The organism is Clostridium sp. FS41, from assembly GCF_000954015.1.
Taxonomy (GTDB): domain Bacteria; phylum Bacillota; class Clostridia; order Lachnospirales; family Lachnospiraceae; genus Enterocloster; species Enterocloster citroniae.
Genome location: NZ_JYHN01000059.1, coordinates 226687 through 242309, shown reverse-complemented (window position 1 = coordinate 242309; position 15623 = coordinate 226687). Strand labels below are relative to the sequence as shown.

Annotated in this window: 14 protein-coding genes; all 14 read right to left on the bottom strand. The window is 49.8% G+C overall.

Features of this window, described 5'->3' with window-relative positions:
* Positions 1 to 123 precede the first annotated feature (123 nt).
* The 14 genes from CLFS41_RS13165 to cdaA all read right to left on the bottom strand — a co-directional run bounded on the left by CLFS41_RS13165 (position 124) and on the right by cdaA (position 15622).
* The gene (locus CLFS41_RS13165; protein WP_045092522.1) at positions 124 to 1788 is read right to left on the bottom strand and encodes a hypothetical protein; all 1665 of its coding nucleotides are present in this window, start codon (positions 1786 to 1788) and stop codon (positions 124 to 126) included.
* A 278-nt stretch (positions 1789 to 2066) separates the two neighbouring features.
* Complete coding sequence (locus CLFS41_RS13160; RefSeq protein ID WP_007858253.1) at positions 2067 to 3170, bottom strand: DUF362 domain-containing protein; 1104 nt, start codon at positions 3168 to 3170, stop codon at positions 2067 to 2069.
* 91 nt (positions 3171 to 3261) lie between these two features.
* Positions 3262 to 3918: an SdpI family protein gene (locus tag CLFS41_RS13155; RefSeq protein WP_045092521.1), complete on the bottom strand. Its 657-nt coding sequence runs from the start codon at positions 3916 to 3918 to the stop codon at positions 3262 to 3264.
* Positions 3902 to 4186, bottom strand: coding sequence for an autorepressor SdpR family transcription factor (locus CLFS41_RS13150; protein ID WP_007858256.1), 285 nt, complete (start codon positions 4184 to 4186; stop codon positions 3902 to 3904). The genes CLFS41_RS13155 and CLFS41_RS13150 overlap by 17 nt, the downstream gene beginning before the upstream one ends.
* A gap of 130 nt (positions 4187 to 4316) precedes the next feature.
* Complete coding sequence (locus tag CLFS41_RS13145; protein ID WP_242856866.1) at positions 4317 to 6245, bottom strand: diguanylate cyclase; 1929 nt, start codon at positions 6243 to 6245, stop codon at positions 4317 to 4319.
* Positions 6246 to 6503: 258 nt separating this feature from the next.
* On the bottom strand, positions 6504 to 7979 hold the full coding sequence (locus CLFS41_RS13140) for a PTS transporter subunit EIIC (RefSeq protein ID WP_007858258.1): 1476 nt from the start codon (positions 7977 to 7979) through the stop codon (positions 6504 to 6506).
* A 134-nt stretch (positions 7980 to 8113) separates the two neighbouring features.
* The gene (locus tag CLFS41_RS13135; protein WP_007858259.1) at positions 8114 to 8365 is read right to left on the bottom strand and encodes an HPr family phosphocarrier protein; all 252 of its coding nucleotides are present in this window, start codon (positions 8363 to 8365) and stop codon (positions 8114 to 8116) included.
* A 17-nt stretch (positions 8366 to 8382) separates the two neighbouring features.
* Positions 8383 to 8877 carry a PTS glucose transporter subunit IIA gene (locus CLFS41_RS13130; protein ID WP_007858260.1) on the bottom strand — a complete coding sequence of 165 codons (495 nt, stop codon included), beginning with the start codon at positions 8875 to 8877 and terminating at the stop codon, positions 8383 to 8385.
* A 44-nt stretch (positions 8878 to 8921) separates the two neighbouring features.
* Positions 8922 to 9752 carry a PRD domain-containing protein gene (locus tag CLFS41_RS13125; protein ID WP_007858261.1) on the bottom strand — a complete coding sequence of 277 codons (831 nt, stop codon included), beginning with the start codon at positions 9750 to 9752 and terminating at the stop codon, positions 8922 to 8924.
* 235 nt (positions 9753 to 9987) lie between these two features.
* Entirely contained in the window at positions 9988 to 11235 is a 1248-nt protein-coding gene (locus CLFS41_RS13120) for an O-antigen polymerase (protein ID WP_330363634.1), read from the bottom strand.
* A gap of 59 nt (positions 11236 to 11294) precedes the next feature.
* Complete coding sequence (ptsP, locus tag CLFS41_RS13115) at positions 11295 to 13016, bottom strand: phosphoenolpyruvate--protein phosphotransferase (RefSeq protein WP_045092519.1); 1722 nt, start codon at positions 13014 to 13016, stop codon at positions 11295 to 11297.
* A gap of 83 nt (positions 13017 to 13099) precedes the next feature.
* Positions 13100 to 13363 carry an HPr family phosphocarrier protein gene (locus tag CLFS41_RS13110; RefSeq protein WP_045092518.1) on the bottom strand — a complete coding sequence of 88 codons (264 nt, stop codon included), beginning with the start codon at positions 13361 to 13363 and terminating at the stop codon, positions 13100 to 13102.
* Positions 13364 to 13452: 89 nt separating this feature from the next.
* Positions 13453 to 14772 (bottom strand): CdaR family protein, encoded by a 1320-nt coding sequence (locus tag CLFS41_RS13105; RefSeq protein ID WP_045092517.1) that lies wholly within the window; start codon positions 14770 to 14772, stop codon positions 13453 to 13455.
* Positions 14753 to 15622: a diadenylate cyclase CdaA gene (gene cdaA, locus CLFS41_RS13100; protein ID WP_007858288.1), complete on the bottom strand. Its 870-nt coding sequence runs from the start codon at positions 15620 to 15622 to the stop codon at positions 14753 to 14755. The genes CLFS41_RS13105 and cdaA overlap by 20 nt, the downstream gene beginning before the upstream one ends.
* Position 15623 lies beyond the last annotated feature (1 nt).

The following is a 15623-nucleotide window of genomic DNA, read 5'->3' as shown; positions in this document are numbered from 1 at the left end:
TCTCCTTTTTTATTTGTAATCGAGTTTGTTACAGTTCTTACTGTAACTATACATGATACAGTTATATTTGTCAAGCATTATATCAAAATAATTTCACGGGCCGCTTTCATAAATGGGGCCGCTTTATTCAGCGGCCACCTGTACCGGCACCATAAATTCCTGATGCCAATTATAATACACTCCTTTTAACCCCAGCTGGACCTGGGTATCCCCTTTGCTGTAGCACAGGTTATATCCCAAGGGTTTTTCATGGTTTTCTATCCTCTCCTCATCCTTATACACAGGTTTTGCAAGCACCGGATAGGGAGCGCGGATATCCTCTTCCATCAGGGCGTACAGTCCGCTAAACTCCTTTCCATCATCATTCATCTCAATCTCAGTTTCCACGTATACAGCAGGCCTTGTCTCATCCACCCCGTTTATATTTCCGTAATAAACTGGCGAATCTGTCCTGCGGGCGCTGACCACCTTCACAGTACACTCATCCAGGCTGAATGTCTGATCCACCTCTGTTTTCTCCTCGGGAATGGGAATGGTCAGCCATTGGATCTCCTTTTGATATGCCATATTCACACGGTCAAATTTCAGCCATATCTCCCCGCCTCCGGCCTCCGGGTCCAACTCATATGTTATGATCTGGCCCTGCTTTCCGTCAGGTATGCCCTGTAACCCCATCTGGGCATTTAGTGAATGATCGAATTCCGTTTCCCTAAGATGGCCGGTTCCCTTTTGGTCCCCCTTGCAGAAGCTCAGCTCCGCAATAACAGGCTGCATGACGTATCCTTCCTTGGGATAGGTGTAATAGGCGGCCTGGAAACCGTCCTCCGTCCATTTTCCCGTTGCATAGATCCCCATACCCTGGTGAAACACCATGCCCGGTATCTCCTCCGCACTGGGATATTCATGGGCTTTTACAAAGGAAAATAAGAATCCTTCTGAAAAGCCGGGAATGTGGAGTTCATAGATTCCATCCGGCTCCGGAATGGTAAGCTCCATCTGATCCACATAATAGTCCCAGTAGGTGGCGGCATATCCCTTGGTTAGATACTCTTCATATCTGGAGTTTCGCTGGTGCCTTCTTGCTGAAATGGATCCCCCAGGAACCCCCGGCCCCTGGATGGAATCTATAAAATGCTCGCCCGGCAGCCCGTTCTTTGTTTTCCTGAATCCCGTTCTCTCCTCAAAGGAGCTCCGCCCGTAGATCCCCTTCTCATGGTCCAGTTCAAAGTAGCTGTTATCCCATTGAGGATATTTCCCTTCCTCCTGAAGCTTCATGTTTTCCTCTTCTTTTTTCAGGAGTTCCTCAACCTCGTCCTCCGGTATGACGGTAATGGAATGATCCTCCACCTTTACCCGGTAGATCCATATCCCGTTCTGGTATGCCACTGACTGAAGCCATGCCTTGGCTCCCTCTGTCTCTATAGGCGGGGGCGGGGACTCCATGGTGTAAACGGGCGGCTGTCCGGGAGCGCAGATTCCAAACCCTTCCGCAAACTGGACGCCCTGGACCGGTCCGGATGAAGAACCCTCCTCCCTCCCGTCCGGGACGCCTCCCTCTTCCCAGTCCGGATCGCTGCCTTCCGTTCCATCCAAGAAACCGGCATCAGTCCCCTCCGATCCCCTGTCCGGGGACACTCTTTCCATGGGGGACCTGCTGCCGCTATGGGACCCGCAGGAAACCAGGAAAGCCGCCAGGACGAACGCCCACACGCACAGAAACCACGTTCTAAGCATGCTCCTTTTTCCAATGGACCTTTGTTCCCTTACCATCTTTTGTTCATCACTCATAGGTTTTATCCTCCGTTTACAGGTTGGTCTCCCCATACCAGAGTGTGTTTGAAAAATGCTTTCCGGCAGACGTGCAGATAACGGGATTGAATTTTCAAACAGCCTCAGGCAGACTCTGACTTTATTTTATCAGATAATCCACTTACAGACTTTACATAAACCTTAATTCTACATGAAAATATCCGAACCATATCTGTATCAATGCCGCGCTTCTTTGAGCTAACCGGCCGATACGGACAGGATTCGGATTTGTAATAGGATTGACCAGGAACAATGGATCAGATCGTGATCAGATTATATTCCCTGTTTCCAAGCCCCAGCTTGACCGCGTGGTCAATGCAGGTCTCCCAGTTGGTGTCCGGATGGGTGTCTGTGAAATGGTCGTGATGGGTATGTTCCTTCTCCGCCAGGTAACTCCCGGCAAGCACCGGCTGACGGTTTACCGCATCCGCACAGGCCACATCCAGGGCCACCGGGTCAAAGGACGCAAACATACCCACATTGGGTACAATGGGCGTGTCATTTTCCCCATGGCAGTCGCAGAACGGGGATACATCCACCACCAGGCTCACATGGAAATTGGGACGGTCCTTTAATACAGCCAGGGAATACTCGGCAATCTTCATGTTCAGGATGTCATTGGCCTCATCGCCCATAGTGCACACGGCATCCACCGGACATGCGCCGATACAGCGGCCGCAGCCCACACATTTGCCCGTGTCAATGGACGCCTTGCGGTTTTCAATGGAGATAGCCCCATGGGCACAGTTCTTCTTACATGAGCCGCAGCCAATACATGTTATTGTATGTACATATGGCTTTCCTGCATTGTGCATCTCCATCTTGCCGGCCCTGGAACCGCAGCCCATGCCCAGATTCTTTAAGGCACCGCCGAACCCGGTCGCCTCATGGCCCTTAAAATGGGTCAAGGAGATCACAATATCAGCATCCATGATGGCACGGCCTATTTTGGCCTCCTTTACATAGTCGCCGTCTATGGGAACCAGGGCCTCATCCGTGCCCTTCAGTCCATCGGCAATGATCACATGACATCCTGTGGTAAAGGGATTATATCCGTTCTCATAAGCAGCGTCCAGATGGTCCAGGGCATTCTTCCTGCGCCCCACATACAATGTGTTGCAGTCTGTAAGAAATACCCTGCCGTTAGCCGAACGGATCAAATCCACCAGCACTTTTGAATAATTGGGGCGAAGGTAAGCCAGGTTTCCCGGTTCGCCGAAATGGATCTTTATGGCCGTATACTTGTTGCTGAAATCAATATCCATCATACCGGCCTTCTTAACCAGCCTCTCCAGCTTCTGCAGGAGATTTTCCTGTAATGTGGTTCTCATATTTGTGTAATAGACATTTGAAACTGCCATGATATCCTCCTTTGGAATCGTTATTGGATTATTATACTTCATAGCTTCCATATATTCAAGGGCAAGGCAGAACAGAGTTCAGGGCCAGGACTCAGGATTGTTTCATTTTCTTCCGGTAGATCCAATAGGAATACACACTGGGTATCAGTACCATTGCCATAAACACCACAAAATACAGGGATGCAAGATTAAAAAACCCCATAACGATCATCAGGATCCCTCCCGCGGTCCATATATATCCCGCCAGCCTGTGTGTCCGTGTCCAGTTATCCTCATCCGCCAGGGTCCAGGGAAGTTTGATTCCCATGGTATAGTTTTGCCTGCACTTGGGGAGGTAATTGCCCATTACCACAAACAGGGCGGCGATGGGAACGCTCACCACGGTCCCCACATTCATGGACATGCCCACACCGGACAATATGATGACCAGCTGCATCGCCACTGCGAGGAGTACGATAAACCAGCGCATCACCTGTCCCAGTTCCCTGGAACGCCTGATATTCTCCCTCTTGGGGTCAATGACATACATGACATTGATAAATATGGTCATCAGCAGCATAAATGCCGGTATGCCGAATGCTGCCATGTTGCGGCTGGAATAACCGTTGATCTGATTATCCTCCCCCCAGTGGGTGGGCACCTGCTCAGGAAGGCGGCTGTAGAATACAAGGGATATCACAAAAGGTACCAGGGTCAGCCCCCAATAAAGAAAATCCCAAAACGTCAGCTTTCTATTGATCTTTCTCATGATGTTGTTCCTCCATTAATGTCTGAAGCCAGGAAAGCACTTCCTGGAATACGGTGGTGTTCAGCTCGTAGTAAATATATTTTCCTGATTTGCGGTCCTCAATCAAACCAGCCTGTCTGAGAATGTTCAGGTGATGGGAAATCGTGGCCCCTGTGGTGTCAAAATGTTCCACGATCTGGCCGGCCGTCATGCTGCCCTGTCTCAGCAGGGACAAAATCTCCCGGCGCGTGGGGTCTGACAAAGCCTTAAAGGTATCGCCAAAGGGCATGATCTGATCCTCCTTTCAATTTTGAGGAAATGATGTTAACTTATTCCGGGATCTGTGACACCAAATAAAAAATACATTTAGACATATATCTAAACGTCTAAATGTATTCTACCAAATCATGGTTTATGTGTCAACTGTAAATAACTGGTTCTCCGCCTCCATGGGCCGATGCTGCCTTAAATGTCTTCTTTGCATCATACATGGCCTCATCCGCTTGTTTCAGCAGAACAGCCGTATCACAGCCATCTTCGGGGTAGAACACATATCCGGCAGAGAAATGGACCGGGATTCTCTCCTTGGTGCCAAGCTCCACTCCGGCCTCCTCCATATCCCTCATCATCTTCCTAACAGGAACCATCAGTTCTTCCCTGGATCCGGCCCCATAGAGGAACATGGCAAACTCATCCCCGCTGAGCCGGGCAGTTACACACTTTTCCCAGGCGCAGGATATGAGGATCCTGCCAATAGCAGCCAGATACCGGTCTCCGTTCTGGTGGCCGTACTGGTCATTGACCTGTTTCAGATTATCTGCATCCGCCATCAGCATAAGCCCATGTCCCAAAGGTTCACTGCCGGACAAAAGAGCCTCCGTCTGCCGGTAGAACGCCCGCCTGCTGTAAAGCCCTGTGAGCAGATCCACGTCACGTTCCTGTTCAATCCGTTTTTTCTCCCGGATATCATCCGTTACATCCATGATCATCCCCAGGGTACTGTGCCCTCTCGCAAATGTCTCCAGCCTGATATAACGGACCTCCTCCCCTTCCATGCGGTAAACTCCGTTTTCACCTTCCACCGGATGCTTTTTCACCTGTTCCAGGGCTGCCTCAAACAGAGTATAATCAGAAAACAGGGTTTCTGCCTCCGACCTGCCGATCATGAGGATTTCCGCCAGCCGGTTGGTTGCCATGACCCTTCTCATGTCGCAGTTATATTCATACACTCCCAGAGGCGCCTTACTCATCTCCAGGATCTGGGATATCTTGTTGGTGGTATCCAGAAGGCTTTCCACCATCTGGTTGATCTGGAAACTGAGCTCACCAAACTCCGGCGTACTGTCCACCTCCACCCTTGTATCCAGGTTTCCCCGGGTGATCCTTTCCAGTTTTTCATGGATGGAGGAAATCCCGTCCACAATATACCTGTCTATGTAAGCAGAGATACAGACGATCATGATCAGCGAAATACAGGTCAGATAAAACGCAAGCAGCAGCGTGCTCCTGTTCAGTTCACCATACAGGGCTGCCGTTGACTTTGTAATGCCCAGGATCACGGAACCGCTGGTTTCAAAAACGCCGTAGCTGTCTTCCTGGTTGATCATCAGCCTGATCCCCCGTCCCCTCACACCCAGATGCCCCGGCTCGATTCCAATGTCCTGGATCTGTCTGTTTACAAGGCCGTCATCCGTGGATCCAAGGATCAGGCCGTTGTCAGGATCAATGGCATAGATGGTCTCATCCTTTTCTGAGGTGACCAGGGAAAAGATATAGGATAGCTCCGTCTTTTTCATGGCTTCCAGGACCGTGGTGGGCTCCAGCCCCACCTGGACGATCCCTTTGTGGTCCCGGCTCCACACAGCGGCATACTGCATCAGCTTCTGCTCCGCCGTATTAGGTGTTATCTCCTGGCACAGCCGAAGATCATAATCCTTAAGCATGGGCAGGAAAAACCGCATCTGCTCCCCTGAATTAAAATTCAGCCCGTAATACCTGGGTTCGGAACCGGCATACAGATTCCCCTCCGTGTCAAACAGATGGACCTCATCCACCTGGAGCATGCCTGCAATCCGCTGTATTTCCTGCTGATTCCCCACAATATCCGGTTTTCCCTGTATCATATATGAGATGGCTTCCGCGCTCATGAAGCACTGTTCCATCAGACTCTCTTTCGCCTTCTGTGTCTCCTTCTCATTCTGGTTCAAAATCTGCCCGATCTGCCAGAATTTATTCTGGGAATTGCGGTACATACCGCTCTGGGCATTATGGATCAGCTGGAAATAATTTACAAACAATGATATAAGCATGGCGGTCAGTATTACAATACACAGACGTTTCCGGATCATTTGCTTCACTGCTGTCTGCCCTCCCCAATTGTTTCGTGTACTCCGGGAGTCTCCGAGGGTACACTTTATGTGCTCTGTATCATAGAATAACACATTTTTAGGAGGGGGACAAGAAATTTGCATTTCTCCGTCACACGAAAAAACACTATCCCAGTTTATTCAAATCCGCCATATAAGGAACGTATACCCGTCACACAGAAAAGAGGACGGCCTCAGCCGTCCCCCTGTCCGGAAACTTTTTATGATAACGTTTCTCTGTTACTTCATCAGCTTCTTAAACTCATCTGCCACAAACTGTACCTGCGTACCCACGATCACCTGTACGCTGGTCTTGCTTGGGCGGATAACTCCGGCAATACCGGCGGATTTGATCTTTTTCTCATCCACCTGTGTGTAATCCTTGATCTCCAGCCTCAGCCTGGTAATACAGTTATCCACACTTGTAACATTTTCTTTGCCGCCAAGACCTTCCAGAACAATTTTGGCCACCTGTGTGTAGTCATTATTGGCAAGCTTTACAACTGTCTCATCCAGATCGTCATCCTCCTCACGGCCCGGGGTCTTTAAGTTAAACTTCGTAATCATAAAGCGGAATACCACATAGAATACGATAAAAGCAGCAATTCCTAACGGAATGATCAACCAGGTTTTCGCAGCAGCCGGAAGCGATGCTGAGAACAGAAGATCGGTTGCGCCTGCTGAAAATGAAAAGCCGGCACGGAAGCCAAGCAGCACGGTGATGTAGGTGAAAATGCCGTACAGTACAGCATATACCACATACAATACAGGTGCAAGGAACATAAATCCAAATTCAAATGGTTCTGTTACGCCGCAGATAAATGCACAGAGAGCTGCGGAAGCCACAAGGCCGATAGCGATTTTCTTTTTATTATCTTTTGCACAGTGAACAATCGCCAATGCGGCGCCTGGAACACCGAACATCATACATGGGAAGAATCCTGACATATACATGCCCAGGCTCCAGCTTACGTTAGCAGACGTATCCCCAGCCCAGAAATGGGACAAATCGCCAAGGCCAATGGTATCAAACCAGAATACATTGTTTAAGGCGTGATGTAAGCCGAACGGAATCAGCAAACGGTTTAAGAATGCATAGATACCCGCGCCTACTGCTCCCATTTTTGCGATTGACTGTCCCAAAGTGGTCAGCCCGCCGAAAACGATTGGCCATACAAACAACAAAATTGCAGCTGCGATGACGGAAAACAGAGCCGTAACAATTGCAACGCAGCGCTTGCCTGAAAAGAACGCCAGCCAGTCCGGCAGCCTTGTATTCTTAAACTTATTGTAGCAGGTAGCGCCGATCACACCGGCAATGATACCAATCAAGGCGTTCTGGATCTTAGCGAAAGCCATACCCTGAATGCTGTCCGGTGCAATACCGGCCAATGTCTGAACAACTCCCGGTGAGAGCAGGTGGGTAATCATCAGCCAGGATACAAGACCGGCCAGACCCGCTGTACCGTCATGGTCATCCGACATGCCGACCGCTACGCCTACTGCAAACAAAAGCGCGATAATTGCGCCGTCAATCAAAGCCAGCGCTGCCTGCGTCAGAAAATATCCAATCATCGGGATTGCGCCTGTAATCTCACCGCCCTGCATAACAGCCGGGCAGAGCCAGTAACCAATACCGGACAGAATGCCTGCAACCGGTAATACGGCAACTGGAAGCATTAAAGATTTACCTAGTTTCTGTAGCCATTTCATCATAACATAAATCCCCTTTCTTATTTTGAGCTCTCCTATCATATAATTTCTATAGGAAAACTCTGATTTATTTGTTCATGACTGTTTTATCTAAACCTGGAATCAGGTTTAAATCATTTTTCTCCCTATCCCGGCTCTTATCCGGCCAGGACAGATTCCACCGCCTTCATGGCCTCGGCCTCATCCGGTCCGTCTATGCGGAAAACCACTTCATCTCCCGCCACCGTGTTCATGGCCATGATACTCATGACGTCCTTGCCGTCCGCCCTGTTTCCGTTGCACAAAAGTTCCACGGTGGACTGGACCTGAAGCATTTTCATCATGAGTATTGCGGCCGGCCTTGCATGAAGCCCCATCTCATCCTTTAAGATAAAGCTGCGCTCTATCAACTCATCCCCACCTTTAATTACAGCTTAATGATCGTGGTCTCACCTGCTTTTACATCCATACCGCTGAGACATTCCATCTTTGGGAACTCAGGAGTATTGCATACGATAACAGGCGTAATTACATCATATCCCGCTTCTTTGATCTTATCCATGTCAAATTCCAGAAGCAGGTCTCCCTTTTTTACCTTGTCCCCGGCCTTTACATGTGCCTCAAAGTACTGTCCCTTTAACTGGACCGTGTCCAGACCGATATGGATGATCAGCTCAGCGCCGCTCTCCGTCTGCACGCTCAGGGCATGCTTTGTATCAAATACCATGGTAACCAGGCCATCGGCCGGCGCCACGATTTTCCCCTCGGAAGGGATGATCGCCGCCCCTTTTCCCAGGATCTCCTGGCTGAAGGTGGGATCGCTTACCTCGCTCATGGGAACGGCTTTTCCGCTCACCGGCGCTGCAATGATCTTTTCCGCCTGTTCTTCTCCCCCAAACAGTTTTTTAAGTGAACCAAACATCCTTATTACTCCTTTCTTATGCCCCGCTTGGCGGGACCCGACTGTTACTTTGTTCTGATACGCTTGATGTGCAGGGCCAGGTACGCTACTTCTTCCTCTGTGACCTGATGCCCATACTGCCTCTTGATCAGCTCCCGTACCTTCTGGCTGCAGACATATTCTTCCGGATATAACCTGTCGATCACTTTCTGGAACTCCAGATTATCCAGATCCATATGCTCCCCTGTAAATACCCGCTGTGCCAGAAAACGCAGGTGTGTAATGAACCGCTCATAACTTAAAGACTGTTCATCCAGCTTTATATTAAAATACTCCTCCACCACCTCTGATACCTGCTGGATCAGGTTGGTGATCTTTATTGTATCACCCATGGGCGCATCATATTCCGCATTGACAATGTGGAGGGCAATGGAAGCCGCCTCATCCACCGGCAGCTTGATTCCCAGATCCCGGTCGATCATGGCAATGGCATACTCGCCTATGAGGTATTCCTCATGGTAAAAGCTGCGCACCTCTCTGATCAGCGGGTTGGTAAACATCATCTTCTGTTTAAAACGCTCCAGTGCAAAATTTATATGATCCGTAAGGGTGATATACACATTTGGATTAATGGGGCGGTTCAGCACCCCTTTTGCATAGCTGATGATCTCAGCCGATATCTGTACATGTTCCATGGGCAGGTTTACGAGCAGTTCCTTAAACTTATCCATGGTATTCTGGCTGTCCAGGCGGAATACCTTCTCCACCTTTTCATCATCAATGGAACTGCCTTCCCTGGCCTTAAAACCAACGCCTCTCCCCATGACGATGATTTCCCTGCCTTCATCGTCCCAGGTACTCACAACATTATTATTGATTATCTTCGATATTTTCATAATTGCTCCTGATTAAAACAAAAAAACCAACTTTGCTAAAGAGATATCCGCACAAAATGCGTATATCAATCATCCCCTTAACAAACCTGGTTTTGCCTGCCGAACAGTAACAATCCTTATTAATTATTCAATTGACTTCCAAAGATTTACTTCACTAACAGCATAATAACAAATCTTAAGATAAAAGTCAATAATATTTTATATATTTTTTATACTTCTTATAGTCCGGTTATTTTTATGACCTTACATAAATGTAAATAATGCCTGTGACCACCAGATAAAACCATGTGGCCGGATTGGAAAACCATGTGGTAAAAAAGGACAGCATCATGTACATGGCGATCTGGGCATAAAACACATGGCCTGCCGGACACCGCAGGTTCCTCCTGGCCTTCACCAGGTAATAACATGCCGCTCCCAAAAGGGCTCCCAGAAGCATCATTCCAATCACGCCGAAATCATAATAGGCATCGTAAAACAGTGTGAGGGTGGTCAACTCCTTTTTTGTTACAAACAAAGGAAAATTAACCAGTGAAGGCACAAGGAATTTAAGCCCTGTCAATGCCCACACCGGAAACAGCATACGCAGTCCCAGGGTATGGGAGGGCAGCTGCTCCACCAGACAGTTGAAATTATCATAGTTATTGGCAATATACATATAGGGCTGGGTGACAAAGATGGGCATATGGCTGTTCTTCATCTCAAAAATGCCATTGAGGTATTCCACGCTGTGGCTGCGCATCACGGTGAGCGCCAGATAGGCCGGCACCATGCACCCAAACAGGATCACCACATATCCGGGCCTGATGTTTCCGGCCATGGATATATAGGTAAATGCAGCCATGCCCACTGCCAGGATCAGCTGGAACCTGGACACACACAGCACAGGCACTGCCAGAGCCAGAACCACGCAGACCGCTCCCAGCCAGAAGCCCCTGTCCCTGGACAGCCCTCTCCCCCTTCTGGAAACCATAAGGCTGTACACCACAAATAGGCTGGGGACCAGCACGCATGACACTGTAAAGTAATGGACCCCGCTCACATGAAAATAGGAATATGCATGGGGGACCCCATAGGAAAACAAGGGCACAAATCCCAGCTTCCAGGCTTCAAAGAAAAAGGCGGCATAGGACACGGCTACCAGCCCGGCCATGGAATGTAAAAGCCGTTTGGCCTGGAAAGGCGATTCGGCGGAGGCGTAAAAGCGGTACACGGATTCCATGTCATCTGCACTCCAGCCGTCAAACAGCCTGGTAAGCACCTCAAACACCGCCCAGAACGCGGCCACCGCCAGTCCCAGACAGATCCAGGTCTCTATGCTCCAATCCCCCTGAAGGCGGCTCAGCTTAAAGCAGGAAATCCCCTGTCCTCCCACAAAAAACAGGCAGAACAAGCCCCGCAGATGAATGACATTCCTGCTGGCCGCGTAATCCCTGTAGTACAGCCAAAGGGCTGCTGTAATTAAAACCAGCCCAGACAGCATGTAAAAATGCTGCCGGGCCAATATGAAACTTATAACATAACAAACAAAATAAACTAGCATTATACTGTTCCATTCTCCACAAATTCTCTCATGTACTGCTCCACCTCAGCCGCTGTGTCAAAGCTCATGGCCTTGTCCGCCACTGCCTTCAGCTCCCGGGTGTCGTATTCTGTAACCATCTTTCTGGCCTTCAGCATAGCGGATGCGCTCATACTGAATTCATTTAATCCAAATGCCAGAAGCAGCGGAATCATCATTGGGTCGCTGGCAGCCTCGCCGCACATGCCTACCATGATGCCGGCCTCACGCCCGGAGGCAATGATATGGCGGATGCTTCTTAACACAGCCGGATTAAATGTGGAATACAGGTAGGACACCTTCTTATTGCCCCGGTCCACAGACATGGTATACTGGGTCAGGTCATTGGTGCCGATGCTGAAGAAATCCGCTTCCTTTGCAAAGATATCTGCAATCAGGGATGCAGCCGCGGTCTCCACCATGATACCTACCTGAATGTCCTTATTATACGCAATGTTCCGGCCGTCCAGTTCCTTCTTAACCTCTTCCACCAGGGCCTTTGCCTCACGCAGCTCCTCGATACAGGTTACCAGGGGAACCATGATCCTGATGTTGCCGAACGCGCTGGCGCGTAGCAGTGCACGCAGCTGCGGCTTGTAGATGTCCTCCCTGCGGTCCAGGCAGAAACGGATCGCCCTGTAGCCCAGGAATGGGTTCTCGTCCTTTTCCAGGCCCATGTAAGGGATTTCCTTGTCTCCTCCGATATCCAGGGTACGGATAATCACCGGCTTGCCCTTCATGGCGGAAGCAACCTGTTTATATGCCTCAAACTGTTCTTCCTCTGTGGGCATGGCAGTCCGGTCCATGAACAGGAATTCGGTGCGGAACAGACCGATCCCCTCTCCGTCATACTGGAGAACCTTGTCCGTATCCTCAGGCTTGCCGATATTGGCCACAATCTCCACCTGCACGTTGTCCTTTGTCACGGAAGCCTTTCCGATATACTGCTCCAGCTCTTTTTTCTCCTTTAGGAACGCTTCCCGCTTAACCTCATATTCACTCTTAACAGAGTCTTCCGGGTTTACATGTACCTCGCCGGTGCTGCCGTCCAGAACAATGGCATCCCCGTCCTTAACACTGTCCATAAAGCCTGTTACGGCTACCACTGCGGGTATCTCCAGCGCCCTTGCAAGAATGGCGCTGTGGGAGGTCCTGCCCCCCAGTTCTGTGACGATACCGGTCACATTGGCCGGATTAATGCCTGCTGTCATGGAGGGAGTCAGATCCTTTGCAACAATGATGCTCCCCTCTGCCAGTTTGGAGATATCCACGGACTGGATCCCCATCAGGGTCCTCTGCATACGTGTCTTGATGTCGCGCATGTCCGTTGCCCTCTGCTGCATCAGCTCATCTCCCATGGAAGCGAACATGTCCGCATACATATTGCACACGTTCTCAATGGCAAATTCACTGTTTACCCCATCGTTCTTAATGGAATTCTCAATCTCACCTGTAAGCATGGGATCTGCCAGCAGCATCATATGCCCCTGCATGATCTCAGCTTCCTTCTCCCCCACTCTGGTGGCCAGATCTTCAGCCAGACGCTCCGTATCCTGAATGGTCTGCTCCAGCGCTCCCTTAAAACGCTCTACCTCAGCTTCTCCATCACTCACCGACTGTCTGGTGATCACCAGCTCAGCTTCTTCCACAATTACAGCTTTTCCAATACCAATTCCTGCAGAAGCGCTTGTTCCCTTGTACATACTCTTGTACCTCCTTATTAACATTCATTTATACTCACAGCCTTCGGAAGATCAGATAGCGGTCGTTTTCCTCAGGCTGCGCCTTACTCTCCTAATCCGTCCTCCACAATCTTCACCATGGCTGCCAATGCTTCCTTCTCATCTGGTCCCTCGCAGACGAATGTGATCTCGTCTCCAGACTTCACACAGGCGCCAAGCACACTGAGGACGCTTTTGGCATTGGCCGTGGTGGTGCGTATCTTAAAAGATACCTTTGATTTATAGAGCAGCGCCTCCTTGCAGAGGATACCTGCCGGTCTCAGATGCAGACCGGACGGATTCTTTATAACTGTTGATGCACTTACCATGTTACCTCTCTCCTTGTACGCCGCACCTCTTTGTGCAGCGCCGCTTTATTCTGATACTGCCCATGGGCTTACTATGTTTCCCCCATGTCTTAAGCCCCTGTTGTCTCCTTTGGGGATTCCTCATCTTCTGTTTCCGGCTGGCTTTCCCCCTGGGTGGTTTCCCCTGTCCCGGAAGGCCCCTTTTCCGTGACCGTTACCTGGATGTTGTTGCTGCTCATGAGTTCATAGGCGTCTCCCAATACAAAGGAAACAACGCCTATGTGGATACCGGGTTCCATGCCGCTCACATCCATCTCTGCCTGTATATCGGCCGGCGTCAGCTGGTCCAGGTCCTCCTTCAGGCCCCGGATGATGACATTGACCGAATCCCTGTCATACTCATATTCATACTGGCCGGACGCCCCCACCTGTTGGATCTGGCTCACAGGAAGTTCATAGGTTCTGTTTTCCAGCGCCTCCACCTTGATCACAACCTTGATCTCATTGCTGTCCGGATCAGCCAGCGTAACCCCCTCCGGAAGATACTTATTCAGGTCGATCGTAACTTCCTTGTCGCCTGTGGCTCCGTCCATATTAAGCTCTGTCTTTGGTATGGTGACAGAATTCGCTCCCGCCAGATCAGATTTAAGGCCATTTACCTCCACGGAATTACTGCTGCTCTCAATTCCGGTATACCGATAGCCCTCGGCTACCTTTCCCTCTGTCTCAAAGATCAGGGTCAGGTTCTTTTTCTTAAGGATGGGCAGGGTATAGTCAATCTCGGAACGGCTGAAGGTGACCCTGTCGTCCAACTGGGTAAGCTCATTGTCGTTTGCGTCAAAGCAGCGCACCTGTTCCGTGCCGGAAAGGTCGCTGTTGGCTCCTTCCGCCTTGATCCTGATTCCCACTGTACTGATACGGCCCACCACGGATACAGGACCGCTCACATACACATAGGTGGGGGAAATGGTAGGTATGCCGATGTCATAACCGCTTTCAGGCTCACCCTCTACCTTGACCTCCAGATCAAACGGCTTTCTCTGCAGATCCTCCGTATCCACCCTGATCACACTGGGCTTGGCAACCACCGACTGCACCTTATTGTTCTTTACTTCCACTTTTACCGGTACGGCGCCTGTGGGTTCATACATATCGGCCAGGTCAATGTAGGCCCGGAAATCGGTGGGTTTTATATTGGCACTGTCCAGTGTCCTGACTTTATAGCTGATGGTGACCGTACTTCTGTCCCCCATCAATTCATATGTCTTACCGCTGGCTTCGAGAACATCATCATTGAGGATTTCCAATGTCACTTCCTGAGACCCGGGTTTTTCCGGATTGGATATATTCACCACCGCCAGCCATACAAAGAATGCCAGGAAAACGGAAAGTATCTTAAGCCCCAGGTTATTAGACAGCTTTTTTTCCATTCTTCAGTCTTCCCTTCCATAATTTAAAACGGTTCAATGATACACTTTCCTCCTTGATGGAAGAAAGAACATTTTTTAAACCTTCCGCGTCAGAGATCCTGGTCAGGTAACCTTCCGCCGCCACGGACACCCTTCCTGTCTCCTCTGAGACAACGATTGTCACACTGTCCGTCACCTCGCTGACGCCCACCGCCGCCCTGTGGCGTGTACCCAGGTCCTTGCTGATGGTCATATTGTCGGAGAGCGGCAGGTAACAGGTTGCCGCAGTGATACGGTTTCCGCGGATCACAACAGCCCCGTCATGAAGCGGGGTATTATGCTCGAAGATATTGATCAGAAGCTGGCTTGTAACCAGACCGTTGATCTCGATCCCCGTCCTCTCGATCTCCTTTAAGGAGGACCCTCTCTCGATCACCATCAGGGCGCCGGTCTTAACCTTGGCCATCTCAAAGGTTGCCCTTACCAATTCGTTGATGGTCTTATCGTTAAAGTTCTGGCTTTCCTTGCCCTCATCAAAGGACAGGATATTGGATAAAATATTGTGGCTTCCCAGCTGCTCAAGGGCTTTCCTAAGCTCAGGCTGGAAGATGACCAACAGGGCGGTGACTGCAATGGTTGCAGCATTTTCCATGATCCATAATATGGTTGTCAGGTGCAGCACGGCGGCAAATACCACAAATATCAGAATGACCACAAGACCCTTTAACAGGTTCCAGGCCCTGGTATTCTTAATCCAAAACAGGATTTCGTAAACCAGAAAAGAAATAATCCCGATCTCCAGTATATTTCCCAGTGATATCCTTGGCAGCAAAGACAGCCATGATGACATCTGTCCTAGCATTTCCGCCATG